Genomic DNA, 25,879 nt, shown 5'->3' on the forward strand with positions numbered 1-25,879 from the left:
GCCGCTTAGGTGGGCATGACGGCCGATGTGTTCCCGGGATCCGCCAGTTCGACGACCATCGCATCGATGAACACCCTCGCCCTGGTCGACATCGTTTGGGCGGACGCGAACAGGGCGTAGACCGGCGACGGCGCGCTCGCATAGTCCGGGAGCACCCTTTCCAGCCGGTTCGCGGCGAGGTCGGTTGAGAGGTCCAGGGCGGACTTCAGCATGATGCCTGCCCCCGCAAGAGCCCAATCGTGCACCGCGTCGCCGCTGTCCGAGCGAAGGCGCATCCTGAGACGGAATTCCGTCTCGACGCCTCCCGGACCAAGCAAGCGCCACGGCATCGTCGCATCCCCGTAGCTCAAGCCTTCCAGGCCGACGACGTCTTCAGGCTTCGACGGGCGTCCATGCCGGTCGAGGTAGTCGGGCGCCGCGACCAGGATACGCCGGTTGTCGGCTAGCCGACGCATGATCATCGTGCTGTCGCGTGGGGGCCCGATGCGGATTGCCACCTCGATGCGCTCGCCGATGAGGTCGGTAACGCGGTCGTCGAGCCTGAGGTCGACTTCGAGCCGGGGATGCCGTGCCGCGAGGCGGCCCAGGACCGGTGCGACGTGCCGCCGCCCGAACGAGACCGGCGCGCCGACCCGCAGCAATCCCATCGGCTCGTCACGCCCGGTCGCGAGGCGCTCCTCGGCGGATTCGATGGCGTCCAGCGCCCGTTCCACCTGAACGAGCAGGGTCTGGCCCTCGTCCGTTATCGACAGGCTCCGCGTGGAGCGTTGGATCAATCTTACACCGGCCCTGCGTTCGAGCGTCGTCAAGCGCTTGCTCACGACAGCCAGCCCGACTCCGAGATCGCGCGCCGCCGCCGTCAGGCTGCCGAGCGCCGCGATGCGACGGAAGGTGCGTAACTCGTTCAGATCGTCGAGCATCGATCCTCAACCCTCTTTCAAGAATAAATCAACTGTAACCTGGCTTATCAGCCGAAAAGCAAGAGTTAGGTTGTGGTGACGAACGGGGTCGCTTCCCCGGCGCAACTTAGAGGAGACTGATGCCATGCCTCTGGACCTGAACGGACGGACGGTCCTCGTCGTCGGCGCTGCCGGCGGAATTGGTTCGGCGACAACGCAGCTTTTCGCGCGGAGCGGTGCCCGGGTCGTCGCGGCGGGCCTTCCGGGCGCGAAGCTCGACGACGCCGCGCGAGCCGCAGATGCGGAGGCGACCGTGCTCGATTTCGCCAGGCAAGCCGAAGTCGAAGCCTTCTTCGGCGGCAGGAAGCCTTTCGACCACATCGTCGTCGCCGCAGCTTCCACGAAAACCGGCTCGGTGGCCGAGCTTCCTTTCGAGGACGCCAGGTCGGCGATGGATTCGAAGTTCTGGGGTGCCTACCGTGTCGCCCGGTCGGCGCGGATCGTCGACGGCGGATCCCTGACCTTCGTCTCGGGCTACCTCAGTCACCGTCCTAGTCCCACCGCCGTCCTGCAGGGGGCGATCAACGCCGCGCTTGATGCCCTTTCGCGCGGCCTGGCCTTGGAGCGGGCGCCGGTCCGGTTCAACACGGTGTCGCCCGGGCTCGTGGATACGCCGCTCTATGCGCGGATGGATTCGGCCGACCGGCAGGCGATGTTCGAGCGTCGCGCCGCGCATCTGCCTGCACGCCGGATCGGGCATCCCGACGACATCGCCCAGGCCATCCTGTTCGTGGCCACGAACCCCTATGCCACGGGCTCGACCGTCACCGTCGACGGCGGCGGCACCATCGCGTGAAGGGCGGCCGATGCGCCTCGACCACGCCACGCTCCGCACCCGCGACCTGGATGGCCACCGTCGCTACTTCAAGGATGTCTTCGACCTGAGCGAGGGCTTCCGCCCGGCCTTCGGCTTTCCCGGGCACTGGCTCTACGCGGACGGGGAACCCATCGTGCACCTCATTCCAGCGCGAGCCGGCGTGCCAGTTCCGGACGGGTCGGCCGAGTGCATCGACCACGTCGCCTTCCGCCGCGACGACCATGACGCCTTCCGCCGGCGCCTCGACGACCGTGGCATCCCCTACAGCCGGATGGAGGTCCCCGAGATCGGCGAGCGCCGCATTTTCCTGCACGCCCCGGGCGGCACGCTGATCGAGGTCGCCTTCCGCGACAGTGAACCGACAGAAATGAGCCAGGAGTTCAACCGATGATCCCGTCGCTTCGTTTCGCCACGATGGCCGTCGTGCTGGCGGCCACCCCCGCCGCCGCAGAGACGCTCGTCTCGCCCGGCGTGCTTGTCGTCGATCCCGGCCAGGCGTCGCAACAGCGCGAGGCCGTGGTGCTGGCAGCCCGGCGATACGCCACTTTCTGGAACACCGGCGACCCGGCCTACGCCCGGGCGGCGCTGTCCGAGGACTTCGTGGACGAGACGCCGCCGCCCGGGCGGGTGCAAGGTCCGACCGGACCGCTCCTGGCCTCGGAGGGTTTTCGAAAGGCTGTTCCGGACCTCACCTGCGAGGTCGAACAGATGATCGTGGCGGGCGACCGGGCCGTGCTGCACCTGCGCTTGCGCGGTCATTTCACCGGCACATTCGAGGGTCGCCAGGGCCGGGGCGAGCCGGTGGCGTTCATCGCCACCGATATCTACCGCGTCGTCGACGGACGCATCGCAGCCAACTGGCACATCGAGGACAACCTTACCCTGCTTCGGCAGCTTGGCACCGTCCCATCTCCATAAGCCCAAGCGCCACCTCGCCGGGACCGAAGACCATCGGGAAACGCATCATGACCGTCCCTCGTCGTAACATCGTCGCGAGCCTTACCCTGTGTCTCCTGGCGGGAGCATTCTCACTGCCCGGCTCCACTCGTGCGTTTGCGGAGGAGGATCCCCGCCTCGTGACGGCGATGACCCTCGCCACACCATCGACCGGGGTTAGCATCGCCCCCGATGGGCGCCGTTTCTTCGTGCTCGCGCGGCTCGACGGCTCGACCGGTCCGCAGATCGTGGAGTGGAAGGACGGCATCCTCGTCCCATATCCGGACGTGACGTGGAACGGCTGGGCGAAGGGCCAGGACCCGTCCAAGGCCTTCGTGCGCGTCAACGCCCAGCGTATCGGGCCCGACGGGGCCCTGTGGCTGGTCGATACCGGCGCCCCCGGCATCGGAAACCCCGTCCTGCCCGGCGGCCCGAAGCTCATCCGCATCGACCTCGCGACGAACCAAACCACACGCGTCTATCCGCTGGGCCCGGTGACGAGGACGGACAGCTTCGTCGACGATGTCCGTTTCAACGCCGGCCATGCCTATCTCACCGATGCCGGCGCGCCCGGTCTAATCGTACTGGACCTTGCATCGGGCCAGGCACGACGCGTCCTAGACGGCGATCCATCGACCGTGAGCGACCGAGCGGTCTCGGCCGAAGGGCGTCCGATGCACGGCCCGGATGGCAAGCCGCTCCACATTCACGCCGACCAGATCGAGGTCTCCCCCGACGGGCGATGGGTCTACTACCAGCCGAGCTCGGGCCGGATGTCGCGCATCGATACCCGCTATCTCGATGATACGGACTTGGATGCGGCGAGCCTCGCCACCCATGTCGAGCGCTTTGCCGATACGCCTTCGACCGGTGGGACCGCGATCGACGCAGAGGGCAACCTCTACGTCAGCGACACGGACCAACTCTCCGTGCTGAAGCTCATGCCCGATGGATCGCGAACGATGCTGGTGCAGGACCCGCGCCTCGTCTGGGTCGATGCGATGTGGATCGACGCTGACGGGCGCTTGTGGATGCCTGCAGCGCAACTGAATCGAATGGCCCCCTTCAACGGCGGCGCCGACCGGGTGGCGAAGCCATTGAGGGTGTTCACCCTCGACATCGGTGCAAAGCCCGCCCCCAACGACCATCGCTGATCCGAGGCAGCGACCGGGGTTAGCCGGCGCTGTTATGAGGTGGGTGACGAACCGCGCCCCAACGATCATCGCTCCGGAGCGAACATGTCGGACTCGACAAAGACCGGACGTTTCGACCTCACAGCTATCGCGGCCGCGCTCCCCAAGACTGCGCAGACGCTTCTCGTCGACACTTATCTGACCGACCGCAAGGCGGCGAGCGCTCGGGTTTTCCGCGACTATCGCCCCACGCCGCCGCATTACCACGCTACCTGCGACGAGTACCTCTACGTGCTGTCGGGGCGCGGCACATTCTGGATGGGTGATGCCGGAAGGGAGGCAGAGTTCGGGCCGGGAGAACTCCTGTTCTTCGAACGTGGTACCGTTCACGCCCTGCCGACACTCATGGAGGAACCTGTGGTTTTCCTCTCGGTCGATACGCCGCGTCGCGCACCTTCCGATATCGTCTTCGTCGATCCCGCCGACGGTTCGCCCGAGACTTTCATGGCCCGCAATGCTCCAACGCGATGAGCGTAATCTGTTACCCGGCGAGCGGCTTCAGGCGCGCAATCTGATAAACACTATGTAGTCTTGATCGAACGTTCGTTGACATCTGTGTTCATGTGTTAAGTGGATTTTAAGTGGTCTTCGAGGCTATGTCCGCTTGATACATCCGCCGCCTGGAAGCGGACTGGCGGAAATCCACCCGACCCGGTCGTCGAACGGACGGGCGGGTCCCGACCCAACCCGGTCTCTACTCCTTCGTCGGGACTAGTCGGAAAGCGGTCGGTCGTTGTGCTGTGCGTTCTGGTTTGTAGCCGAGCTGCTTGGGGAGCGCGAAAGTAGGGTTCGATGATTGCCGGAGGCAAACCTCCGGCAATCCGTCACTCATTATCGAACACCGCGCGTCATATCGATGTTCGAGGGCAAGCTCATCGTTTCATCGGCCGCACGCGGAGACGTGGCTCTTGGCCTGCCGCGGAAGGCAGAGGCAATCAGCACGTAGAACAGCGGGGTGACGAACACGGCCAGCACCGTCGCCGTGATCATGCCGCCAAGCACGCCGGTGCCGATGGCCCGCTGGCTGTTCATGCTCGCGCCCGTGGCGACGGCCAGCGGTACCACGCCGAGGATGAAAGCGAACGACGTCATGACGATGGGCCGGAAACGCAGCTCACAGGCTTCGAGGGCCGCCTCGCGCACGGGCCGCCCCTGTGCCACGAGTTCCTTGGCCACCTCGATGATCAGAATCGCGTTCTTCGCCGTCAGGCCGATCACCGTGATCAAGCCGACCTTGAAGTAGACGTCGTTCGGCATGTCACGAAGCAGCATTGCGAAGACCGCACCGACCACGCCGGTCGGCACCACAAGCAAGACGGCGAGCGGGATCGACCAGCTCTCGTAGAGCGCGGCGAGGCAGAGGAAGACACAGAATAACGCCAGGGCGAGCAGGTACACGGCCTGAGAGCCAGAGAGCTTCTCCTGCAGGGATTGCCCGGTCCAGGCATAGTCGAAGCCCGCGGGCAGTTGCCCGGCAAGGCGCTCCATCTCGGCCATGGCGTCGCCGCTGGCGAAGCCGGGGGCGGCGCTGCCCGAGATCTTGATACTCGGATAGCCGTTGAACCCGACCACCTGTGCGGGACCCATGGTCCACGCGATGCTGGCAAAGGATTGCAGCGGCACCATCTGGCCCTTCGCATTGCGGACATGCAGGTCGAGCAGATCCTCGGCCTTCATCCGGCGCCCGGCTTCCGCCTGCACTATCACCCGCTGCATGCGGGCCTGATTCGGGAAGTCGTTGACGTAGGCCGAGCCGAGGCTCGTCGAGAGCGCGTCGTTGATGTCGGCGAAGGTGACGCCAAGCGCGCTCGCCTTCTGCCGGTCGAGGGAGAGCTCGATCTGCGGCGCCGTGGGTAGGCCCTCGACGTAGACGCCCGCAAGGACCGGGCTCTGGCTCGCCGCCTTCAGCAGCTGGTCGCGTGCAGCCGCTAGCGCGGCATAGCCCTGCTGCGCCTTGTCCTGCAGGCGGAAGGCGAAGCCGCTCGAATTGCCGAGTGCCTCGATAGCCGGCGGTGACAGCGCCATGGCGATGGCGTCGGGCAGGCCGCCGAGCACCGCGTTGGCGCGGGCGCTGATCGCCCCGGCCCCGTCCTTCGGTCCACGCTCCTTCCAGTCCTTCAACGTGACAAAGGTGATGGCCGCGTTCTGGCCCTGGCCCGAAAAGCCAAAACCCAGCAGCGTGACGCGCGCCGCTACGGCCGGTTCGGCTTCGAAGTGTTCCTCGATGCGCTCAGCCACGTCGAGCGTGCGGCCGGTGGCCGATTCCGGCGGGGTCTGCGCGTCGACGATGACGTAGCCTTGGTCCTCGATGGGTAGGAAGCTCGACGGCATGCGCACGTATCCCCAGCCGAGCGCCGCGACGAGTGCGGCGTAGACGAGGAGCGAGCGCACCGGCCGCCGCAGCATCCCGGCGACGCCCGCCCGGTAGGCCAGCGTGCCGGAGTGGAAGCGGCGATTGAACCAGCCGAAGAACCCACCCTTATTAGCATGGCCATGGCCGGCCTCGACGGGCTTCAACAGGGTCGCGCAGAGGGCGGGCGTGAGCGACAGGGCCAGGAAAGCCGAGAAGGCAATGGAGGTTGCCATGCTGACCGCGAACTGCCGATAGATCACCCCGACCGAGCCGGGAAAGAAGGCGAGCGGCACGAACACGGCAATCAGCACGGAGGTGATGCCGATGATCGCGCCGGTGATCTGCCCCATGGCCTTGCGGGTGGCCTCCCTCGGGGAGAGGCCTTCCTCGCTCATGATGCGCTCGACATTCTCGAGAACCACGATGGCGTCGTCGACCAGGATGCCGATGGCCAGGACCATGCCGAACATCGTCAGGACGTTGATGGAGAAGCCGGCCGCCAGCAGCGCGCCGCAGGTGCCCAAGAGTGCCACCGGAACCACGATGGTCGGGATGACGGTGTAGCGCACGTTCTGCAGGAACAGGAACATCACCGCGAAGACGAGCGCCATCGCTTCAGCAAGGGTCATCAGCACCTTCCTGATCGACACTTCGACGAAGGGCGTGGTGTCGTAGGGTACCGTGACGCTGACATTCGCGGGCAGCGTGCGCTGGAGCTGGGCGATCTTGTCTTTTACCCCGGTCGCGGCGGCGAGCGCGTTGCCGCCGGGTGCGAGCTGGATGCCGATGCCGGCGGCCGGGCGACCGTCGAGGCGGGTCTGCATCGTGTAGGACTGGCCCGCGAGCTCGACCTCGGCCACGTCGCGCAGGCGCACCAGCGAGCCATCCGGGTTGGCGCGCAGGACGATCTCCTCGAACTCGGCGACCGTCGTCAGCTGCCCCTTCACCAGCACGCTGGCGGCGATGCGCTGACCTTGTTTGGCAGGCTGGGCGCCGACGAGACCGGAGGCCACCTGGGCGTTCTGTGCGCCCACCGCCGTCGTCACATCGCCGGGCGTCATGTTGAAGCCGACGAGCTTCATCGGGTCGATCCAGATGCGCAGCGCCTTCTCGGACGAGAACAGGATGGCGCGGCCGACGCCCGGCACGCGACGCAATTCGCCCAGGATGCGCCGGGCGGCGAGGTCGCCGAGATCACTCTCGCTCAGGGAACCGTCGCGCGAGCTCACGACGACGAACTGGAGGAAGCTAGTGCTGGCCTCCTCGACGATGACGCCCTGCTGCGTCACGGCCCGCGGCAGGCGCGCCTCGATCCGCTTGATCCGGTTCTGGACCGCGACCGTGGACTTCGAGGGATCGGAGCCCGGCGCGAAGGAAGCCATGATCTGCGCCTGGCCCGAGGTGTCGCTGGTAGACTCAAAATACATCAGCCCCGGGATGCCGTTGAGCTCCTCCTCAATGATGCGGGTCACGCCGTCGTAGAGACGCTCGGGCGGGGCACCCGGGTAGACGGCGGTCACCTGGATCGTAACGGGGGCCACGTCCGGGTACTGCGAGACGGGCAGGAAGGCGATGGAGATCGCGCCCACCAGCATGATGAAGATGGAGATCGCCCAGGCGAAGATCGGGCGTTCGATGAAGAAGCGGGTCATGGGAATGCGCCTGCGCGAGCGGAATACCGGGACGGCACCGCGGCTGTTGGGACGGGGATCAGGACTTGCGGGATGCCTCGGTTGACCAGGCACCCTTCCAGGGGACCGGGTTCACCGGCATCCCGGGCTGGATCTTCTGGAAGCCCTCGACGACGACGACCTCGTCGGCCTTCAGCCCCTCCTCCACGATCCATCCCGCACCCGTCAGGGCGCCGGTGCGGAGCGGCCGCAGCGCGGTCTTTCCGTCCACGACGACATAGGCCTGCGCCCCCCCGGCGCTGCTGCGCTGGATGGCCTGGGCGGGGACGACGACCGCGCCGGGAATCGTTCCCTGCCGAACCTGGATGCGGACATAGGTGCCCGGCAACAGGGCGACACGGGCGTTCGGGAAGGTGGCACGCAGACTGACCTGACCGGTGCCCGGGTCGACGCTGACGTCGGTGAACAGGAGCCGGCCGGCATCGGGGTGCAGGGACCCGTTGGGAAGAACGAGCCGCACCTCCGCCGCTTCCTTCCCGGCTGCCTGTTCAACGAGCAGGCTCGGGTCCGAGGCGGCCGCGTTGAAGTCGGCGTAGATGGGATCGACCTGTTGGATGAGCGCGAGCTTGGTCGCTTCCGCCTGGCCCACCAGTGCCCCCTCGGTCACCAGGGCCCGCCCGATGCGGCCGCCGATGGGGGCACGCACGGTGGCGTAGTCCAGGTCGATCCTGGCGCGCGCAAGCTGGGCCTTCGCGCTCGCGACGTCCGCCTCGGCTTGGCGCAAGGTTGCGATGGCGATGTCGTGTTGGGCGGTGCTGGCGGCCTGCTTCTCCAGAAGGGTCTCGGTGCGCTCCGACTGGCGCAACGCCTGGGTCCGCGTCGCCTCCGCGCGCGCCACGCCTGCCGTCCTGGCATCGACCTCGGCCTTGTAGACGGCCGGGTCGATGCGGAAGAGGACATCCCCCTTCCTGACAAGGCTGCCTTCCTCGAAGGCGCGCTCCTGGATAATCCCGGAGACCTGGGCCCTCACCTCGGCCACCCGCGTCGATGCTAAGCGCCCCGGCAGGTCGAGGGTGCGCGGCACCGTGGCCGCCGCCGCCACGACGGTCGAGACATCCATGGGCGACATCTCGGCGGCAGGTGCGGCCGGATTGCTCGCCTCCGGCTTGCAGCCGGTTAGGGTCATCGCCATGAGGAAAGGCAAGACGAGCCGGACGATGACCGGACGCCGATGATCAGGCCGTCTCATATTGTGGCATACCTCAGGTAGGAACGGGTCGTGGATGGCGTCGGATCGCGCTCGGACTGGTCTTGCGGTTCCGCGACTTCCTGGTTGGCATCGCACACCGCCGCGTTTAAATCCATACGTATGGAATGAAAAAGGGAATGGCTGAATGGGTCGCGCAAGGACCATCGACCGCGACCGGGTATTGGATGTCGCGGAGCAGATCGTCAGCCGGGACGGGGCCACGGCCTTGACCTTCGACGCCGTGGCGAAAGCCTCGGGCATCACCAAGGGGGGGGTACAGTACTGCTTCGGCACCAAGGACGATCTGATCGCCGCTATGGTGGAGCGCTGGTTGGCAAGATTTGACGCCGAGGTCGCACGGAGCACCCCGCCGGATGCTGACAACGTCGCGCGCGCGCGCGGTTACGTCGTGGCATCCAAGCGGATCGATGAAGCTACCCAGACCAAGATGGCCGGGATGCTCGTGACGCTGCTGCAGTCGCCCGGGTACCTGCACCGCGCCCGCACTTGGTACGCGGAATGGATTGGTATGTTCGACCCTGGCTCGGCGTCCGAGAGCCGCGCGAGGACGGCCTTTCTCGCTGCAGAGGGCGCCTTCTACCTACGCAGCCTCAACCTCATCGAATTGGACCAAGCTGGGTGGGATGACGTCTTCGACGACATACTCAAGCTCGTCTGAGCGGCATTTTCGAAGCTCGACGCGCCAGACTTTCCTTGCCGAACACACCTTCGCGACGGTCCAGCTCAAATTGCGAACGGAAAGGGGGCTGGAATGCGGAGTCCTGTCGTACCGTATGGTCTACTTCGATCGGAGCATCGCCCAAGAACGGACAGACAAAAATCGACCCAACTGCGCCCAAAAAGCCATCTCGTCGGGTGCTTTGAAGCAGACCTAACCCGTGCCTTCGTCGCGGTCTGCTTGCCCAAGCAATATCCGCTGCAACTGGCCGACCGCTGTCTCGATCTGCGTTTCGTTGAGCGATGAGTATCCAAAGACCAACATGTCATCTCGTGCCCCGGGGTCAAAATAATAGGCGGCTCCGCTTGAAAGGGCATAGACCCCGATGCCCTGCTCGCGTGCGAGGTGCTGAATCTGCCGTGCGGGCGGATAACCGGACGGGAGGCGCCAGACCAGATGCAAGCCACTCTCGCCGCCGAGTACGACGGCCCCGTCGAACGTCCTGCGCAGTGCTCCAATCAGAGAGTCACGGCGCGCCTTGTAGACCTGCCTCAGGCGGCGCAGGTGCCGGTCGAAGTGCCCCTCATCGATGAAGGCGGCGAGCGCGGCCTGTTCCAGCCAGGCCTGACCGTTGCTCATACGTGCCTTCAGCATCCGCGCCTCGTCCCAGAACATGCGCGGAACCGTGGCGAAGCCGATGCGAAGGCCTGCGCCAACGGACTTCGAGAACGTCCCGACGTAGAAGACGCGCCGGCCTCCGTCGAGACCGGCCAGGGCCGTCAGCGGCGGCCCGTCGTACCGGAAGTCGCTGTCGTAATCGTCCTCGACGATGTAGCTGTCGGTCTCCTCCGCCCATCGCAGCAGGGCCAGGCGCCGCGCCAGCGGCATGGTGGCCCCGGTGGGGAACTGGTGCGAGGGCGTGACGTAGAGCAGGCTGCCCTTGGCCGGCGGCAGGAGGTCGGTTCGCAGACCCTCGCCGTCGACCGGCACCGGATGGATCTCCATGTCGGCGTTCCTGAAGATCAGCGAGGCTCCGAGGTAGCAGGGGTTCTCGATGCAGAGCTGCCGGGTATGTCCCTTAAGCAGGTTGAACACGAGGTTGAGGGCATCCTGCCCGCCCGTGGTCACGATGACCTGATCCTCGGTCACCGCCACCGCTCTGGCCCGACGTAGGTGCGTGCTGATCGCCGTGCGCAACTCCGGGAGGCCGGCCGGATCGCAGTAATCGGTTAGGTATGTCGTCTCCCGCGCCAGGAGCCGCATCACGATCCGGCGCCAGATGGCCAGCGGGAACCCGGCCGGATCGGACCGCCCGACCCAGAAGTCGAGTTCGGGCCGGTCGCCGCCACCGCCCGGCGAGCCGGCGAAGCAAAGCAGCGGCTCGCTCGACGCGTCCAGCACCGGGCCGTTCGTGAGCGACCGACTGCCCTGTTGTATCAACAAAAGGCTGTCAGGGGGGATCGGCTCGACGAACAATCCGGCCGTGCCGCGGGCCCTGACGTAACCCTCAGCGGCAAGGCGTTCGTAGGCCAGCATCACGGTGTTGCGGGACACTCGAAGCCGCTCGGCCAGCAGGCGGCTCGGAGGCAGAGCCATGCCGGCCTTGATCTGCCCATCGAGGATGATCTCCCGAACCTGGTCGAACACCTGCGCCTGAAGAGGTTTATCGGACCGGGCGTCCAGTGTGAGCGTCAGTTCCACACGTTCCCTCCTGCTGGGCGTCGGCCCTTCGACGCGGCGTACCCCATCCAAGCGGCGTCGTGCTCGGTTTCAGGAACTCCCGGAAACCCGCGACAAAACGGTTGGTACCATGACGAGGCATTCTTTTGGCCCTTCCACCGGACCAAAATTTGGAATTGTTAGCACTAGAGTGCATTCTGATGACGCACCGGGCCGGCCCGCCAGAAAAATAAGGCGAGACGCTCGGCCGTGGAGGAAACATGAACGAGATCGTCAAGCCGGACTCCCTGCTCGTCGCCCAGGCCGAGAGCCTGACCGAGACCTTCTTCGGCGGGTGTCCGCACGATTGCCCCGACACCTGCTCGATGATCTTCGAGGTCAAGGACGGGGAGCTGCTCGGCGTGCGCGGCAACCCGGATCACCCGATGACCCGGGGCGGCCTCTGCGTGAAGCTGAAGGACTACGAGAAGCGCCACTACCACCCTGACCGCCTGCTCTACCCGATGAAGCGGGTCGGGCCGAAGGGCTCCAAACAGTTCGAGCGCATCACCTGGGACGAGGCGCTGGACACCATCGTCACCCGCTGGAAGGCGATCATCGACAGTCACGGCCCGCAGGCCATCGCGCCCTACAGCTACCTCGGCAACCAGGGCCTCGTGCACGGGCTGAACGGCGGCGACGCCTTCTTCAACCGCATGGGCGCCACGGTCATGGAGCGGACCTTCTGCGGCGAGGGCTCCTGCACCGCGTGGCTGCTGACGGTCGGCCCGACGGCCGGGCTCGACCCTGACAGCTACATCCACTCCAAGTACATCGTGATCTGGGCGTGCAACTCGGTCAGCACCAACCTGCACCACTGGGCCATCGTCAAGGACGCCCAGAAGAAGGGCGCCAAGGTCGTCGTCATCGACACCTACGCCTCGCGCACGGCGAAGGCCGCCGACTGGCACATCGCGCCGAAGCCCGGCACCGACGGCGCGCTCGCCATGGCGCTGATCAACTCGATCATCGAACAGGGGCTCGTCGATCAGGACTACGTCGACAACCACACGGTCGGCTTCGAGGAGCTGAAGGAGCGGGCGAGCACCCGCACGCCGGAATGGGCCGCCGCGATCACCGGCGTTTCCGCCGACGACATCCGCACGCTCGCCCGCGAGATGGCGACCGAGCAGCCGGTGGGCATCCGCATGGGAGTGGCGCTGGAGCGGCACTACGGCGGCGGCCAGACCATCAGGGCAGTGTCGTCCATCCCGGCGCTGACCGGCGCCTGGCGCCACGTCGGCGGCGGCGTCACCCAGTTCGGCGTCTGGGAGCACCCCTACAAGTTCGACGTGATGTGCCGGCCCGACCTGATCCCGGAGGGCACCCGCGTCGTCTCGAACCTCCAGATCGGGCGCGCGCTTACCGGCGAGCTGAAGCTCGACCCGCCGATCCTGTCGATGATGTGCTGGAACTCGAACCCCGTCACGCAGGCGCCCGAGACCGACAAGATCGTGGAAGGGCTGATGCGCGAGGACCTGTTCATGGTCTCGGCCGAGCACTTCATCTCCGACACGGCGTCCTACGCCGACATCCTGCTCCCGGCCACGATGGGCGCGGAGATGGAGGACATGATCCTGTCCTGGGGCCACCTTTATCTCACCTACAACACCAAGTGCGCCGACGCGCCCGGCGAGGCGATCCCGAACAACGAGATCTTCCGCCTGCTCGCCGCCCGGCTCGGCTTCGAGGAAGAGAACTTCAAGTGGACCGACACGGAGTGCCTGGAGCACTACGTCGATTGGAACGCCCCGGCCTGCGAGGGCATCGACCTCCAGTACATGCGCGAGCACGGCTTCGCCCGCCTGAAGGTCGGCACGCCGGACGACCGGGCGCCCCACCGCGAGGGCAACTTCCCGACGTCGACCGGCAAGTGCATGTTCATGGTCGAGGGTGCCACGAACTTCGTCGCGCCACCGTTCCGGCAGATGTACGAGGGCTTCCAGCCCGGCGAGGCGCTTGATCCGCTACCCGACTACCTGGGCCCGCGGGAATCCCACGCCAACGACCCGGAACTCGCCAAGCGCTTCCCGCTCAACATCGTCTCGCCGAAGAGCCACTACTTCCTGAACTCCTGCTACGCGAACATGGAAGACAAGCAGAAGGGTCAAGGCGAGCAGTTCGTGATGATCAGCCAACACGACGCCGACGCCCGCGGCATCCGGGATGGTGACCGCGTGCAGGTCGCCAATGACCGCGGCGCCTTCAAGGGCGTAGCGCGCATCACCGAGGACGTGAAGGCCGGCATCGTGGTGGCGACGCTGGGCTACTGGCGTCAGCTCAACGAGGGTACGGTCAACAGCATCTCGTCGGGCGCCTTCACCGACATGGGCCACGCTCCGTCGTTCTCGGACAACCTTGTCGAGGTTGCTCGGGCGAACTGAGGTCAACGATTGGCTGAGCAACAAACAGGCGTCCTACGGGACGCTTGTCCCTGGTCACCGGGTTCTTTGGTCAGCCTGCGCCGAGAACGCATTGTGAGAGCCCCCGGGTCTTCGTCGAAAGCACAGCCAGGTGTCCGCTTCTTCCACCCTTACGCCCGAAAGCGGACCGGCAAAAATCCACCCATCCTAGCCGTAGAGCGGACCGGCGGATGTCGACCCTACTCGGTCATAGAAGCAAGCCAATGGAGGCCTTGAAAGCAGACGTTGCAGCTGGACGCGCGCTGCGAACGCATGCTCTCGGATTCCCACTTCCCGCGCTCGTGAGGCCGCCCGTTCAATCCACAGTCTGCATCTGGACGACGCCGCCGAGTTCACCGGGCTTGCCCGAGACCACCACGAGGTAGCGCCGGCTCGCGCCGGCATCCGTGCGGGTGATCTGGCGGATCGGGCCGATCGCGTTGACGATGGCCGCGCCGGCCGGGTTGGTCATGAAGGCGGCGAGCGGCTCCAGGCCTGCGGCCCCCTTCGGATCGGCGGCCAGCGCCAGCACGAACGGCATCTTCGAGGGCAGTCCCGTTACCGCGGCCTGCAGCGTCTGCAACACGCCCTGGTCGAACAGGGTGACCTGCGTCGCCGGCTTGCCATCGGTACCCGCGAGCGTCAGCGCGCTGGTCTTGCCGGCTGCGCCCAGCGCTTGGAGGTTTTGCATTCCGTCGCCCTCCGGCACGGCGTTCGGGACGTAGGCGACGCCCTGCGGACCCTGCCCGATCGGCACCTCGGCGATCACCGTGTTCGACGCGGTGTCGATCACCGCCGCCTTGTCGGCGTTCTCCAGGCCGACATAGACGCGGCTGCCGTCGCCCGAGGGCCAGAGCCCGTGCGGTAGGGCGCCGGTCGGAATGGTGGCGACCTGGGTGAAGTCGTCGGTGCGAAACACCTTGACCTGGTTCAGGCCGCCGATCGTCACGTAGGCGAACTGGCCGGCCTTGGTCGAGACGATGTTGACGTGGTTGGTGATCGGCCCGGTCTCGATCGTCTTCAGCGGCGCGAATGGCGGCGTCGCAGAGAACACCTGGGTCCGGCCGACATCCTTGAGGGTGAACCACACCTGCTTGCCGTCCGGTGTTGCGGCGATGTCGGGGCAGAACGGGCTCTCCTGCTTCACGCGCCCGACGATGGAGTGGGTCTTCGTGTCGATCACCACCGTCTCGGGGCTGAAGCTGGAGCAGACATAGCCGTAGGCGCCGTCCGGCGAGAAGATCGTCATGCCGGGCCCGTTCGGCACGGTGATTCGGCGCGTCTCCTTGGCGGTCGCGGCATCGAGCACGGCGATGTAGTCCTCGCCGCGCACGCTCACCCAGACCTCTCGGCCGTCCGGCGTGAAGAAGGCCTCGTGCGGCGCGCGGCCGACATAGGCGGTGTGGCGGACCGTGTTGGTCGCCGTGTCGATGAAGCTCACGGAGTTCGAGCCGATCGAGACCGCGAGCAGCGTCCTGTGGTCGGGCGAGAAGCCCATGCCGTGGACGAGGAGCTGGCCGCGATAGAGCGGGCTCAGGTTCATCGGCGTCGGGTCGCCGAGCCGGATCACGCCGAGCAGGACGTTGGCGGCGGGATCGACCACCGAGACCGTGTTGGAGAACTGGTCCGACGTATAGAACCGGTCCCTGCCGCTGACCGGCACGTCCGGTGCAAAGGCTGCACCCGGGGCCTGCCCGGCGAGAGCCGAGCCGGAGAGCATCGCGAGCGCGAGGAGGGTGAGGGCGGTCTTCATCGGCAGATCTCCGAAGGCATCTCGGCGGCAGGGGCCGTGCCATGGTGGTGAAGGTGGGTGGCTGCGGCAGACGAATCCGGCGCGGGAGGGAGATCGGCGAGCGCCCGGCGCATCACCGCGATCTCCTGGCCCTGTTCGACGATGATCCCCTGCGCGAGGCGGCGCAGGACCGGATCCTTGCCGTAGAGCAGCTCTGCCTGGGCCATCGCGATCGCGCCCGCGTGGTGCGGGATCATCATCGCAGCGAAGTCGCGGTCCGGATCGCCCGAGGGCGGGACCATCATGTCGGCATGCATCCGCGTCATCGACTGCGCCATCATCGCGTCGAAGGACGCGGAGACGATGGCCGGCGGCTCGGCGGCGGCCAGCGTCGGGGGCATCATCATCCGGCCGCCGACGAGGCCGCCGGCCATCACGGCGGCCGTGAGCGCAAATCCCAGTGCTCCGCGCATGGGCCGTCCTCCTCGTTCGTTGTCGATGGGAGAGATGCCGGAGAAACGGCTTTATTCCCTGGCCGGGGACGAATTGGTGGCCCTGCCGATGTGATCGATCTTTTCCAAATGTCAGTGGAATAGACGCGCCCGTTCGGCATCTCTCCCGATGCGGTCATGGTAGACCGCCGGAGACCTCACTCATGCGCACCATGCTGATCCGCGCCGCCTTTGCGGCCTTCGCCTTCTCCGCCGTCGCCGCCCAGGCCGCTGCGCCTGCGATAACGGCCGAGACTGCCAAGGGGCCGGCGCTCGTCGATTCCAAGAGCATGACCCTCTACACCTTCGACAAGGACATGGGCGGCAAGTCGATGTGCAACGGCCCCTGCGCCGCCAACTGGCCGGCACTGATGGCCGCCTCCGGCTCGGCTGCTAGTGGCGACTGGACGATGGTGACGCGGGACGACGGCACGATGCAGTGGGCCCACAAGGGCAAGCCGCTCTACACCTTCGCCAAGGATACGAAGCCCGGCGACATCACCGGCGACGGATTCCTCAACGGTGCATGGCACATCGCCAAGCCCTAATCGGTAAAGCCTCGTGGACGAGATCGCCGCCCTCATCGAACCGCAGATCCCAGCGTTGCGGCGCTACGCAGTCGCACTGTTGCGGGACCGCGAAGCGGCGGACGACCTCGTCCAGGACACTTTGGAGCGGGCGTTGTCCGCCTGGTCCGGACGTCGCCGCGACGGCGACCTGCGAGCCTGGCTGTTCACGATCGAGCGCAACCTGTTCCTTGGCACTGTTCGACGCCGGGGCCGGCGCGGCATCGATGTCGGCGCTGAGGCTTTGGAGCAGGTGCCCGATCCGGGTGCCGACCCCGAGGCCGCTATGGGGGCACGCGACGTGCTCACCGGGCTCGACACCCTGCCCGAGGAGCAGCGCTCGGTGCTGCTCCTCGTCGCGGTCGAGGATCTGTCTTATGCCGAGGCGGCCCAGGTGCTCGGGGTACCGCTCGGCACGGTGATGTCGCGGTTGAGCCGGGCCCGGACGCGGATGCGCGGTTTTCTGGAAACTGGCCGGACCGGACTCTTGAGGAGGGTGAAATGAGCGGGGATCCGCGCCCGGTCGGCGAGGACGACCTCCACGGCCTGATCGACGGTCGTCTCGAACCGGAGCGGCAGGCGCTGGTCGAGGCATGGCTCAGGGGAAACCCCGCGCGGGCGGCGGAGGTCTCGGCGGATCGCGCCCTACGCGAGCGCTTGCGTGCCCGCCTCGCGCCGATCGCCGAGGAGGCGATTCCGGCGCGGCTCCGGGTGGCCAACATCCGCTCGCGACATCGCCCGATAACCTACCGCTGGCTTCCGGTCGCGGCTGCGGCCGTGCTCTGCCTCGCGGTCGGCGGCGCCGCCGGCTGGTTCGGCCATGCCGCGCGGCAGGTACCCACGGTCACGCTCGCGCGAACCGAGCCAGCGACCGACGACGCGGTGGCGGCCTTCCGCACCTACGTGGTCGAGGCGGTGCATCCGGTGGAGGTGCGCGCCGACGAGAAGCCGCACCTTGTTACGTGGCTCTCGAAGCGCCTCGGCCGGGCGGTGACCACCCCCGACCTTACGGCGTACGGCTTCCGCCTGATGGGCGGCCGGCTGCTGCCGGCGGGTTCCGAATCCGCCGCGATGCTGATGTACGATGACGACCACGGCACCCGGCTGACACTCTACAGCCGCGTAGGCGATGCGGATGGCCGCACGGTGTTCCGCTTCGCCCGCGAGGGCGACATCGCCGCCTTCTCCTGGGTCGATGGCGGCATGTCCTACGTCGTCACGGGTCGCACCGACGAGGCGCGGCTGTTGATCGTCGCGCAGTCGGTCGACGCGCAAGTCCGTGGACTGCCGGTTCCGCAGCGGCAACCATGACCCTCGACCAACTCCGCATCTTTGTGGCGGTGGCCGAGCGACAGCACGTGACGCGGGCCGCCGAAGCGCTGAACCTCGTCCAGTCGGCGGTCAGCACGGCGATCGCCAACATCGAGGGGCGACACGCCACCAAGCTCTTTCACCGGGTCGGCCGCGGGATCGAGCTGACTGAGGCGGGGCGCATATTTCTCGTCGAGGCCCGCGCCGTGCTCGCCCGGGCCGAGGCCGCCGAACTGGTGCTCGCCGACCTCAGCGGCCTGCGGCGCGGGACGCTGGCGCTCTACGCCAGCCAGACCATCGCCAGCGACTGGCTGCCTCGCCACCTCGTCGCCTTCCGCCGGGCCTACCCTGAGATCGCTATCCGGTTGGCGGTGGGCAACACCACCGACGCCGCCGACGCGGTGCGCGCCGGGCAGGCCGAACTCGGCTTCGTCGAGGGGGCGCTCGACGACCCGACGCTTGCGAGCACCACCATCGCGCAGGACCAACTGGTCCTCGTGGTCGCCCCTGGCCATGCCTTCGCCGGGGCGACCGACCTCGAACCCGAAAATCTCGCCGGGGCCGACTGGGTGCTGCGCGAGGCGGGATCGGGAACCCGCTCGGCCTTCGAGGCGGCCCTGGGTGCGGCCGGCCTCGCAGCCGCCCAGCTTCGGGTCACGCTCGAACTGCCCTCTAACGAGGCGGTGCGCGCCGCCGTCGAGGCCGGGGGCGGGGCCGCCGTCCTGTCCGAGACCGTGGTCGCCGCCGCGCTTCGGACCGGAACCCTGGTGCGGGCGGCGTTCGCCCTGCCGAGCCGGCCGTTCCGGGTGCTGCGCCACAAGGAGCGCTACCGCAGCCGGGCCGCCGACGCGTTGCTCGACCTGATCGCGACGGCGGATGCCGGATGAGCGATCCTGCGAAACCCGTGCACCCCGACGATCCCCGGGTGAGGCTCGCCGAGGACCGGACGGTTCTGGCAGCCGAGCGTACGTTCGTGGCGTGGCTTCGCACCGGGCTCGCCTTCCTCGGCGTCGGCCTGGCCGCGCAGCGCTTCCTGCGGGAGGTGCTGGCGGTCTGGCCGCTGAAGGTGCTGTCGCTCACGTTGATCGCCTGCGCGCTTGCCTCGTTCGCCGGCGCCGCATGGCGGGACCGGGCGATCCGGGCGCGTCTCGCCGATGCCGAGATCCCGATGATGCCGCGCATCCTCACCGTCGGGATCGTGGCCTTGCTGATCGCGATCTCGGGCCTTGCGGCCACCGCCCTGCTCTGGGCGTGACGGTCAGGCCACAGTGACCCGTACCCGGTGCCAGGCGGCGCTGAGGTAGCCCTTGTAGTTCCAGGTGTCGTCGGGCGCGGCCGGCTGGGTCTGGCCGGCGGAGTCCCAGGCCCGCACCGCGAGTTCGTGCTCGCCCGCGGTCAGCTCGCGGTCGATCTCCCAGAACGTCCAGGCGTAGGGCGCGTCGGCATCGCGGTCGATCCGGGCCTGCGCCCAGCTGCGGCCGCCATCCGTCGAGACGTCGACGCGGGCGACCGCGCGATCGCTGGCGATGGCGTAGCCGCGGATCGCGTGCCGGCCGGGCTTCAACGCTGCGCCGCGGGCGGGCTCGCAGATCGCGCTGTTGAGCGGCATCGCCTCGATGGTGATGCCGTGGGCGGGGTCCGCGGTCTCGGCGGTCACGTCGGGCGGAAACAGCTTGTAGTCGTCGGCCTGCATCGGGTTGTCGGAGGGGTGGTCCTGCACCGTGATGCGGGCGAGCCATTTCGGGCTGCGGATGCCGGCAAATCCCGGCACCACCACGCGCAACGGATAGCCGTGCTCGGGGGCGAGAGGCTCGCCGTTCATCGCGAAGGCGAGCAGCGTCTCGGGCGCCAGCGCCTTGGCGAGCGGGATCGAGGCGCCGAAGCGTATGTCCGACCCCGCGATACGGTCGTGGCTCTCGAAGGCGACGTGGCGCGGACTGCCCGCATCGATCCCGGCGGCGTGCAGGACGTCGGCGAGCCGCACCCCAGTCCATTCCGCGTTGCCGATGGCGCCGGCCGCCCACGGGTCGCCGGCGACCGGGGCCACCGCCAGCATGTCGGCCCGGCGGTTGCCGGCGCATTGCATCACCGCCGTGACGGTGACGTGCGCGAAGCGTGCCTTCAGATCGGCGACGGACAATTCGAGGGGCGTCGCGATCATCCCGTCGACAGTCAGGCGGTAGCCGTCGGCGTCGAGGTCCGGGATGTCGCCGTGGCTGCGGACGTAGAAGTCGGCCTGGTCGGTGAGGAAGGCCGCCCGCAGGCGATCGAGCGGCGGCTCGGCATTGTAGGGCGCCTCGCCGTGCACGATGAGGCGGTCCTTGCGCTGGAACAGGCCGAGCATGGGGTTTTTGTCCTGCGTTCGTGACGTATCGACGACGAGAACGCGCCGGGGGCGATAAGGCCCCCGGCGCGCGTCGCCTCAGGGCTTCATCGTCGAGACCACCGCGTTCTTCGCCCGGTCCACTACGGCGACGCTGAGGTCGCGGTTGAGGACGTAGGCATGGGCGTTGTCGGCCGAGAACGCGATCGCCTGGCGCGGCTCGTTCAGGCCGGTCACCGTGGCGACGACCTTGAGGGTGCCGGTGTCGATCACCGAGAGCGAGTTGTCCTTCAGGTTGCCCGAATAGACGAAGCGCCCGTCCGGGGTCAGTGCGGCGCCGTAGGGGTCCTTGCCCACTTCCACTTCGGAGGTGACCTTATGGGCGGCGACATCGACCACGCCGATGGTATTACGGCCGCTGTTGGCGGCAAAAAGCGTCTTGCCGTCCTTGGTGATCGAGATGGCGCGCAGCTTGTCGAACCCGGCGATCTCACCGGTGATCTTGTTGGTGGCGGTATCGACCAACGTGATCTTGTCGCCAAGGAAGTTCGTGACGAACACGGTCTTGCCGTCAGGCGACAGCTTCACGCCCTGGCGCGGCTGCGCGAAGCCGGGGATCACGGCCTCGGCGAGCATGGTCCTGGTGTCGAACACGGTCAGCGTGCTCGCGGCCTCGTTGTTGACGTAGAGCTTGGCCCCGTCGGCCGAGAGCACCGTGCCGAACGCGCCGGGGCCGGCGGCGAGAACGCCGGCTTCCTTGCCGGTGGCGGTCTCATAGACCGTGATCCGGCCGGTGCCACTGTCGGAGACGTAGAAGCGGGCGCCGTCCGGCGCGAAAACGATGTTGCGCGGCGTGACGAAGCCGTCGAGGCGGCGCAGCACCGTGCCCTTGGCGACGTCGTAGACGATGACGGCGCTCTCCTCGCTGTTCGACACAGCGGCGACGGTCCCAGCGGCGTTCAGCGCCAGGGCGTTGTTCTTGATCGCGCCGTCGAAGCCAGCGGCGGACCCGGGCTGGCCCTGGGCGAGGAGCAAGGCGGCTCCGGCGAGGAGGGCGCGGAGGCTGGTGCGGACGTGGGTCATGAAGCGTGTCTCTCTGGCATGCGCGCTCGTTCGGCGGCCGGGGCCTGCCGTGAGGGCTGGTTCTAATTCGGATTGCGTGATGCGAGACCGGTTTGGCCGTGCATCGCCCTGGGGAGATGCCGGAGGGCGCGGTCTATTCCCCGAGGCCGGCGAAAAAAACGCGGCGGCCTCGGGATTCGGGGGTTCAGGGCGTCGGCTTCAACGCCGTGAGGTAGTCGACGATGGTCTGCACGTCGGCCGGATCGACCGGCGCCTTGTAGACGTGAACCATCTTGTTCACGGTCTCGGTCCACTGCGCCTTCGTGAGCTTGGGCTGGGTCAGCACCATCCCGGCCGAGTGGCAGGCGAGGCAGTTGTTGTTGACCGCCTCGGCCCCCGGCCCGTCCGGGAAGATCCGGTCGGAAGTCGGGAATTCGATCGATTGCGAGGTGAAGCGCATCGGCTCGGGAGCCGAAGCGGCGAACGCCACCAGGGGAGACAGTATGAGGGCGGCGATGAGGGCCGCAGGGCGGATCGGGTTCATGGCTGTTCTCCTCAAGCGGCCTGGAAGGACACGGCCTCGATGCCGTTCTGCATGAAGCCGGCCCCGTTCCAGACCCGGTCCAGGGGCTGCGCGACGCCGTTGGTGTTGGTGCAGCGGACCCTGACCGTGTGGCTGCCGGCAGCCAATGCCGGCAAGCTGCCGTCGAAGCGGCGGAAGCTGTAGGGGCCTTCGTCCGCGCCGAGCTGCGCCGGGAACCACGTCGCGCCGCCGTCGCCTGAGAAGTCCACCGCCTTCACCCCGCAATCGCCGCCGAAGGCGATGCCGCGCAACGCCACCGGCGTTCCGGCCGCCACCTTGGCGCCATCGGTCAGGTTGGTGACGAACGAGCGCGGCACCATCCTGTTGATCGGCACCGTCTTGAAGCCGGTCTGACCGGGCTTGATGTTAGCGCCCGGCACGTCAGGAATGCGGTAAGCGGTCTTCATCCAGTACCCGTCGTCGGGCTTGTCCAGCACTTCGATGTCGGACAGCATCTTGACCCAGTAGGTCGAGTACCAGCCCGGCACCACGAGCCGGAGCGGGAAACCATTGAGCAGCGGCAATTGCTCGCCGTTCATCGCGTAGGCGATCATCACCTCACCATTGTTGGCGTGCTTGAGATCGAGCGACTTCTTGAAGTCGGGCGCGTCGTCGACCACCGGCTCGTCGAGGCCGTTGAAGCGCACCTGCACGGCACCGGCCTTCACCCCGGCCTTTTCGAGCACGTCCCTGAGGCGCACGCCGGTCCAGCGGGCGTTGCCCATCGAACCGTTTGCCCATTGCGCGCCGGTCACCCGCGGCTCGAACAACCCGCGCGAATTGCCCGAGCACTGGTTCACTGCGGCGATCTCGAAGCGCGGCAGGCCGGCGATGGCGTCGAGCGAGAGCGAGAGCTCCTTCTCGACATGGCCGTGGACCTTGAGCCGGAAGGTGCCGGCATCGACTTCGGTCGGGATCGAGGCCCAGTGCCAGCGGACGTAGAAGCGGTCGTTGGGGGTGAATACACCCTCGTCGAACACCGAGAACGGCGTCTCCAGTAGCGGCGGATGAGTGCGCTGGAGGATCATCTCGGCCTTGCCCGGAAAGGCCGTGGTCAGCGCCCGCTCGTCCGGGCCGCCGGGCAGCGGAAGCTTCACCGAGCCCGCCGCCCAGGCCGGTATGGCGGCGCCGAGGCTTCCGAGCCCTAGGCCACCCAGGACGAGGCGGCGGTTCATCGGTCTGTCCAGTCCGTGCATGGTCTCTCCCCTTGAAGGATGTCGGCGTCGATGCGTTCGAAGGCATCGGACCCGTGGCGATTCCTCGCGACCAGGGAGATGCTACGGGATACGATTTATTCCCACCAACGGTCTTTCGCGATACGAATGATCTCCAAACGCGATGATTTGAGAAGTTTCGATCTCCAATGGGACGATCAAGGACGCCGTCTCGGCGTCACGCCGCCGGCGCGCCGACGGGCGCGGTCCTGCGACACCCGAACAGGGCGTGACGCTCGGAAAAACCGCGCAAGGCGACGGTGCCGAGCGGTTCAAGGGCATGTGCCAACCCGTCGATGAAGGTGTCGGTGGCGATCAGCGGCGTGTTGTAGGTCTTGCACAGGCGCTCGACGCGGGCGAGCACGTTGAGATCGCGGCCGATCGCCGTGAAATCGACCCGGTCGCCGCCGCCGATATTGCCGTAGGCGACCTCCCCGACATGAAGTGCGACGCCGACCTCGAAGGCAGCCCTGTCACCGTTGCGCAGGGTCGCAAGCGCATCAAGCGCGGCCTCGGCGGCACGCAAGGCGGCACTGCGCGCCTCGGCCTCGTCGCGATCGGCATCGAACACGGCCAGTAGCCCGTCGCCGATGTACTTCAGCACCTCGCCGCCTTCCGCCTCGACGGCCGGCACGATGGCATCGAACATCCGGTTGAGGGCGGCCACGACACGGTCGGGGCTTTGCCGGTCGGACAGTTCGCCGAACCCGCGCAGGTCGGTCAGCATCATCGCGGCCCGCATCAAGCGTACGTCGCCGCGCCGCACCGTGCCGGTCAGGATTTGCCGCGCCGGGTCGCGTCCGACATAGGCGCTCAGCACCGCGCCTAGCATGTCGTCGAGCGCCTTGATCTCGAACAGCAGCGAGAACGGCTCGACCAGCGCCAGCAACGTGCAGATCTCGATCGGCGTGAAGCCGCCCGGTCTCGCCGTGGCCCAGGAGGCGGCGCCCATGCGTCCACGCGCGGCGCGCAGCGGCACGATGAGGTAGTCGGTTAGACCCTCGGTGCGAAGCTCGCCGAGCACGGGAAACGGCAGCGGCCCATCCCCGTCGAGACGGCATCGGAACGGGGTACGGGTCTCGACTACGCGCTCGACGGTGTTGCCGTGGAACGTCGGCGTACTCTCGATGCCGTGGCGGCGACGCAAGGCTAGGCTCGACGCTCCTGGATGCCAGACGCGCATTACCCAGCGGAACGACGGATGCAGGGTCGGCGCGTGGGTGGTGGCGCGGGCCAGTGGCAGGCCAAGCCCCGAGAGGCACGCACTGAACCCGTCGAGAAGGGCTGCCGCGTCCGCCGCTTCGCGACCCGGCCCCATCAACCATCCCGTCCCCTGCGCGACCGCCTCGGACGAAGATTGGGACGAACGTGTCACGGCAGTTCTTTCATCAAGGAGTTGGATCGATGCCATAGCGCGGATCAGACGAGGCCGAGCACGCGGATCAGGCCGAGGCTGACGGCGCCGAGGGCGAGGAGCGAGGCGACCACCGCGAGGGTCACCCGCGCCCCGGCCTTGGCGACGCTGCGCACGTCGACCCCGAGGCCGAGCGCCGCCATCGAGACCACGGTCAGCACGTTGGCGGTCTCCGACATCGGCGCGAACGCAAACGGCGGGATCAGGCCCGTCGAGCGAAGGCCCGCGAGCGCAAGGAAGGCGAGGATGAACCACGGCACCAGGCGGTGGATCGCGAGGCCGCCGCGGGCTGGGCGGTCGCCCGCGGTGACGCCGGGGGCGGCCTCGTCGGTCTCCTCGCGCAGCCGGCTCGCGCCGAGCGAGAGCACCAGGACGATCGGGCCTAGCATCAGCACCCGGACGAGCTTCACCAGGGTTCCGACCTGGACGCTGAGCGCCGCGACCGGCGCGGTGGCGGCGAGCACCTGCGGCACGGCGTAGACGGTAAGGCCGGCGAGCACGCCGTACTGCATCGGCGACAGGCCGAGCAGCGGCACCAGCAGCGGCAGGCCGAGCACCACCAGCACGCCTAGCACCGCAGTGAAGGCAATGGAGGCGGCGACGTCCTCGCCGTCTGCGCCGATCACCGGTGCCGTGGCGGCGATCGCCGAGTTGCCGCAGATCGAGTTCCCGCAGGCCACGAGGATCGCCATGCGCGGATGCAGCCCGAGCGCTCGGCCGATGCCGTAACTCGACAGGATCGCGACCACGACGACGCCCGCGATGCCGAAAAGCAGACCCGGACCGGCGGCGAGGATCGTCGTGAGGCTGAGCGAGGCCCCGAGTAGAACGACCGCGATCTCCAGTACGGTCTTGGCCCCGAAGGCGATGCCGGGAAAGAAACGTTGCGACGGGGTCCAGGCGGTGCGGATCGCGCTCCCGAGCAGGATCGCCAGCACCAGGGCTTCGAGCCAGGCGCGACCGAACAGATGCGCCTCGACGGCCTCGAAGCCGACCGCTGCGGCGGTGACCGCCATACAGAGACCCAGTCCCGGAAGGATGGCTCTCGTGCCGGCCAAGGCACGCATTGACCGAGCGTGGGAGAAAAGTCTGGGCGCGGACATGGGTGGCTCCGATGTGATGCCGGAGAATCCCATGTTCTTTTCATTCACTCCAACGGAATGATTAGATGCTTCCCATCACTGAAATAGATGAAATAAGTGCCCCTTCGCAGATCACGGAGACCCATTGTGAGAGGCCGACAGG

Annotated in this window: 24 protein-coding genes; 12 read left to right on the forward strand and 12 right to left on the reverse strand. The window is 67.4% G+C overall.

What is annotated here, in order from left to right; genetic code table 11:
• Positions 1-5: 5 nt before the first annotated feature.
• Positions 6-920, reverse strand: coding sequence for a LysR family transcriptional regulator (locus COGEMETH_RS14700; RefSeq protein WP_238183373.1), 915 nt, complete (start codon positions 918-920; stop codon positions 6-8).
• A gap of 124 nt (positions 921-1,044) precedes the next feature.
• Between COGEMETH_RS14700 and COGEMETH_RS14705 the strand changes: the two genes are divergently transcribed.
• The 5 genes from COGEMETH_RS14705 (at position 1,045) to COGEMETH_RS14725 (ending at position 4,376) form a co-directional block, all read left to right on the forward strand.
• Complete coding sequence (locus COGEMETH_RS14705; protein WP_238183374.1) at positions 1,045-1,755, forward strand: SDR family oxidoreductase; 711 nt, start codon at positions 1,045-1,047, stop codon at positions 1,753-1,755.
• 10 nt (positions 1,756-1,765) lie between these two features.
• Positions 1,766-2,167, forward strand: a complete 402-nt coding sequence (locus COGEMETH_RS14710) for a VOC family protein (RefSeq protein WP_238183375.1) — start codon at positions 1,766-1,768, stop codon at positions 2,165-2,167.
• Positions 2,164-2,694, forward strand: coding sequence for an ester cyclase (locus tag COGEMETH_RS14715; protein ID WP_238183376.1), 531 nt, complete (start codon positions 2,164-2,166; stop codon positions 2,692-2,694). Before COGEMETH_RS14710 ends, COGEMETH_RS14715 begins: the two co-directional genes overlap by 4 nt.
• Positions 2,695-2,861: 167 nt before the next feature.
• The gene (locus COGEMETH_RS14720) at positions 2,862-3,866 is read left to right on the forward strand and encodes an L-dopachrome tautomerase-related protein (protein WP_238183381.1); all 1,005 of its coding nucleotides are present in this window, start codon (positions 2,862-2,864) and stop codon (positions 3,864-3,866) included.
• Positions 3,867-3,950: 84 nt separating this feature from the next.
• Positions 3,951-4,376, forward strand: a complete 426-nt coding sequence (locus COGEMETH_RS14725) for a cupin domain-containing protein (RefSeq protein ID WP_238183377.1) — start codon at positions 3,951-3,953, stop codon at positions 4,374-4,376.
• Between the two features lie 360 nt (positions 4,377-4,736).
• Here COGEMETH_RS14725 and COGEMETH_RS14730 read toward each other — a convergent pair whose 3' ends face one another.
• Complete coding sequence (locus COGEMETH_RS14730; protein ID WP_147812796.1) at positions 4,737-7,910, reverse strand: multidrug efflux RND transporter permease subunit; 3,174 nt, start codon at positions 7,908-7,910, stop codon at positions 4,737-4,739.
• Positions 7,911-7,968: 58 nt separating this feature from the next.
• Positions 7,969-9,138, reverse strand: a complete 1,170-nt coding sequence (locus COGEMETH_RS14735) for an efflux RND transporter periplasmic adaptor subunit (protein WP_147812797.1) — start codon at positions 9,136-9,138, stop codon at positions 7,969-7,971.
• A 145-nt stretch (positions 9,139-9,283) separates the two neighbouring features.
• On the opposite strand from COGEMETH_RS14735, the gene COGEMETH_RS14740 reads away from it, so the two are divergent.
• Positions 9,284-9,817, forward strand: coding sequence for a TetR/AcrR family transcriptional regulator (locus COGEMETH_RS14740; protein ID WP_056093220.1), 534 nt, complete (start codon positions 9,284-9,286; stop codon positions 9,815-9,817).
• A gap of 213 nt (positions 9,818-10,030) precedes the next feature.
• On the opposite strand, the gene pdxR is transcribed toward COGEMETH_RS14740, so the two are convergent.
• On the reverse strand, positions 10,031-11,518 hold the full coding sequence (gene pdxR, locus COGEMETH_RS14745; RefSeq protein WP_056093223.1) for a MocR-like pyridoxine biosynthesis transcription factor PdxR: 1,488 nt from the start codon (positions 11,516-11,518) through the stop codon (positions 10,031-10,033).
• A gap of 239 nt (positions 11,519-11,757) precedes the next feature.
• On the opposite strand from pdxR, the gene COGEMETH_RS14750 reads away from it, so the two are divergent.
• Positions 11,758-13,920: a molybdopterin-containing oxidoreductase family protein gene (locus tag COGEMETH_RS14750; protein ID WP_056093225.1), complete on the forward strand. Its 2,163-nt coding sequence runs from the start codon at positions 11,758-11,760 to the stop codon at positions 13,918-13,920.
• A 334-nt stretch (positions 13,921-14,254) separates the two neighbouring features.
• Here the strand turns inward: COGEMETH_RS14750 and COGEMETH_RS14755 are convergent, their stop codons facing one another.
• Together COGEMETH_RS14755 and copM are read right to left on the reverse strand one after the other, a co-directional pair.
• Positions 14,255-15,691 (reverse strand): YncE family protein, encoded by a 1,437-nt coding sequence (locus tag COGEMETH_RS14755; RefSeq protein ID WP_056217678.1) that lies wholly within the window; start codon positions 15,689-15,691, stop codon positions 14,255-14,257.
• Positions 15,688-16,143 carry a CopM family metallochaperone gene (copM, locus tag COGEMETH_RS14760; RefSeq protein ID WP_056160290.1) on the reverse strand — a complete coding sequence of 152 codons (456 nt, stop codon included), beginning with the start codon at positions 16,141-16,143 and terminating at the stop codon, positions 15,688-15,690. Before copM ends, COGEMETH_RS14755 begins: the two co-directional genes overlap by 4 nt.
• A 182-nt stretch (positions 16,144-16,325) precedes the next feature.
• Here copM and COGEMETH_RS14765 point away from each other — a divergent pair, with 182 nt between their 5' ends.
• Genes COGEMETH_RS14765 through COGEMETH_RS14785 form a run of 5 tightly spaced genes read left to right on the forward strand, consistent with a single transcriptional unit; the run spans position 16,326 to position 19,293 of the window.
• On the forward strand, positions 16,326-16,709 hold the full coding sequence (locus tag COGEMETH_RS14765; protein WP_056160287.1) for a COG4315 family predicted lipoprotein: 384 nt from the start codon (positions 16,326-16,328) through the stop codon (positions 16,707-16,709).
• 13 nt (positions 16,710-16,722) lie between these two features.
• Positions 16,723-17,232 (forward strand): RNA polymerase sigma factor, encoded by a 510-nt coding sequence (locus COGEMETH_RS14770; protein ID WP_056217681.1) that lies wholly within the window; start codon positions 16,723-16,725, stop codon positions 17,230-17,232.
• Positions 17,229-18,038 (forward strand): anti-sigma factor family protein, encoded by an 810-nt coding sequence (locus tag COGEMETH_RS14775; RefSeq protein ID WP_056160280.1) that lies wholly within the window; start codon positions 17,229-17,231, stop codon positions 18,036-18,038. The genes COGEMETH_RS14770 and COGEMETH_RS14775 overlap by 4 nt, the downstream gene beginning before the upstream one ends.
• Positions 18,035-18,925 (forward strand): LysR family transcriptional regulator, encoded by an 891-nt coding sequence (locus COGEMETH_RS14780; protein ID WP_056217684.1) that lies wholly within the window; start codon positions 18,035-18,037, stop codon positions 18,923-18,925. Before COGEMETH_RS14775 ends, COGEMETH_RS14780 begins: the two co-directional genes overlap by 4 nt.
• Positions 18,922-19,293, forward strand: coding sequence for a YidH family protein (locus COGEMETH_RS14785; protein ID WP_056160273.1), 372 nt, complete (start codon positions 18,922-18,924; stop codon positions 19,291-19,293). The genes COGEMETH_RS14780 and COGEMETH_RS14785 overlap by 4 nt, the downstream gene beginning before the upstream one ends.
• Before the next feature lie 3 nt (positions 19,294-19,296).
• On the opposite strand, the gene COGEMETH_RS14790 is transcribed toward COGEMETH_RS14785, so the two are convergent.
• The 6 genes from COGEMETH_RS14790 to COGEMETH_RS14815 form a co-directional block, all read right to left on the reverse strand.
• Positions 19,297-20,382, reverse strand: a complete 1,086-nt coding sequence (locus COGEMETH_RS14790; protein ID WP_056160270.1) for a sulfite oxidase — start codon at positions 20,380-20,382, stop codon at positions 19,297-19,299.
• A gap of 78 nt (positions 20,383-20,460) precedes the next feature.
• Complete coding sequence (locus COGEMETH_RS14795) at positions 20,461-21,444, reverse strand: beta-propeller fold lactonase family protein (RefSeq protein ID WP_056160267.1); 984 nt, start codon at positions 21,442-21,444, stop codon at positions 20,461-20,463.
• A 184-nt stretch (positions 21,445-21,628) separates the two neighbouring features.
• Complete coding sequence (locus COGEMETH_RS14800; RefSeq protein WP_056160265.1) at positions 21,629-21,967, reverse strand: c-type cytochrome; 339 nt, start codon at positions 21,965-21,967, stop codon at positions 21,629-21,631.
• A gap of 11 nt (positions 21,968-21,978) precedes the next feature.
• Positions 21,979-23,202 (reverse strand): molybdopterin-dependent oxidoreductase, encoded by a 1,224-nt coding sequence (locus COGEMETH_RS14805; protein ID WP_056217685.1) that lies wholly within the window; start codon positions 23,200-23,202, stop codon positions 21,979-21,981.
• 196 nt (positions 23,203-23,398) lie between these two features.
• On the reverse strand, positions 23,399-24,538 hold the full coding sequence (locus COGEMETH_RS14810; protein WP_056217688.1) for an adenylate/guanylate cyclase domain-containing protein: 1,140 nt from the start codon (positions 24,536-24,538) through the stop codon (positions 23,399-23,401).
• 101 nt (positions 24,539-24,639) lie between these two features.
• Positions 24,640-25,701, reverse strand: coding sequence for a YeiH family protein (locus COGEMETH_RS14815; protein WP_373875374.1), 1,062 nt, complete (start codon positions 25,699-25,701; stop codon positions 24,640-24,642).
• Positions 25,702-25,879: the final 178 nt, after the last annotated feature.

It is taken from the genome of Methylobacterium trifolii, from assembly GCF_022179685.1.
Classification (GTDB): domain Bacteria; phylum Pseudomonadota; class Alphaproteobacteria; order Rhizobiales; family Beijerinckiaceae; genus Methylobacterium; species Methylobacterium trifolii.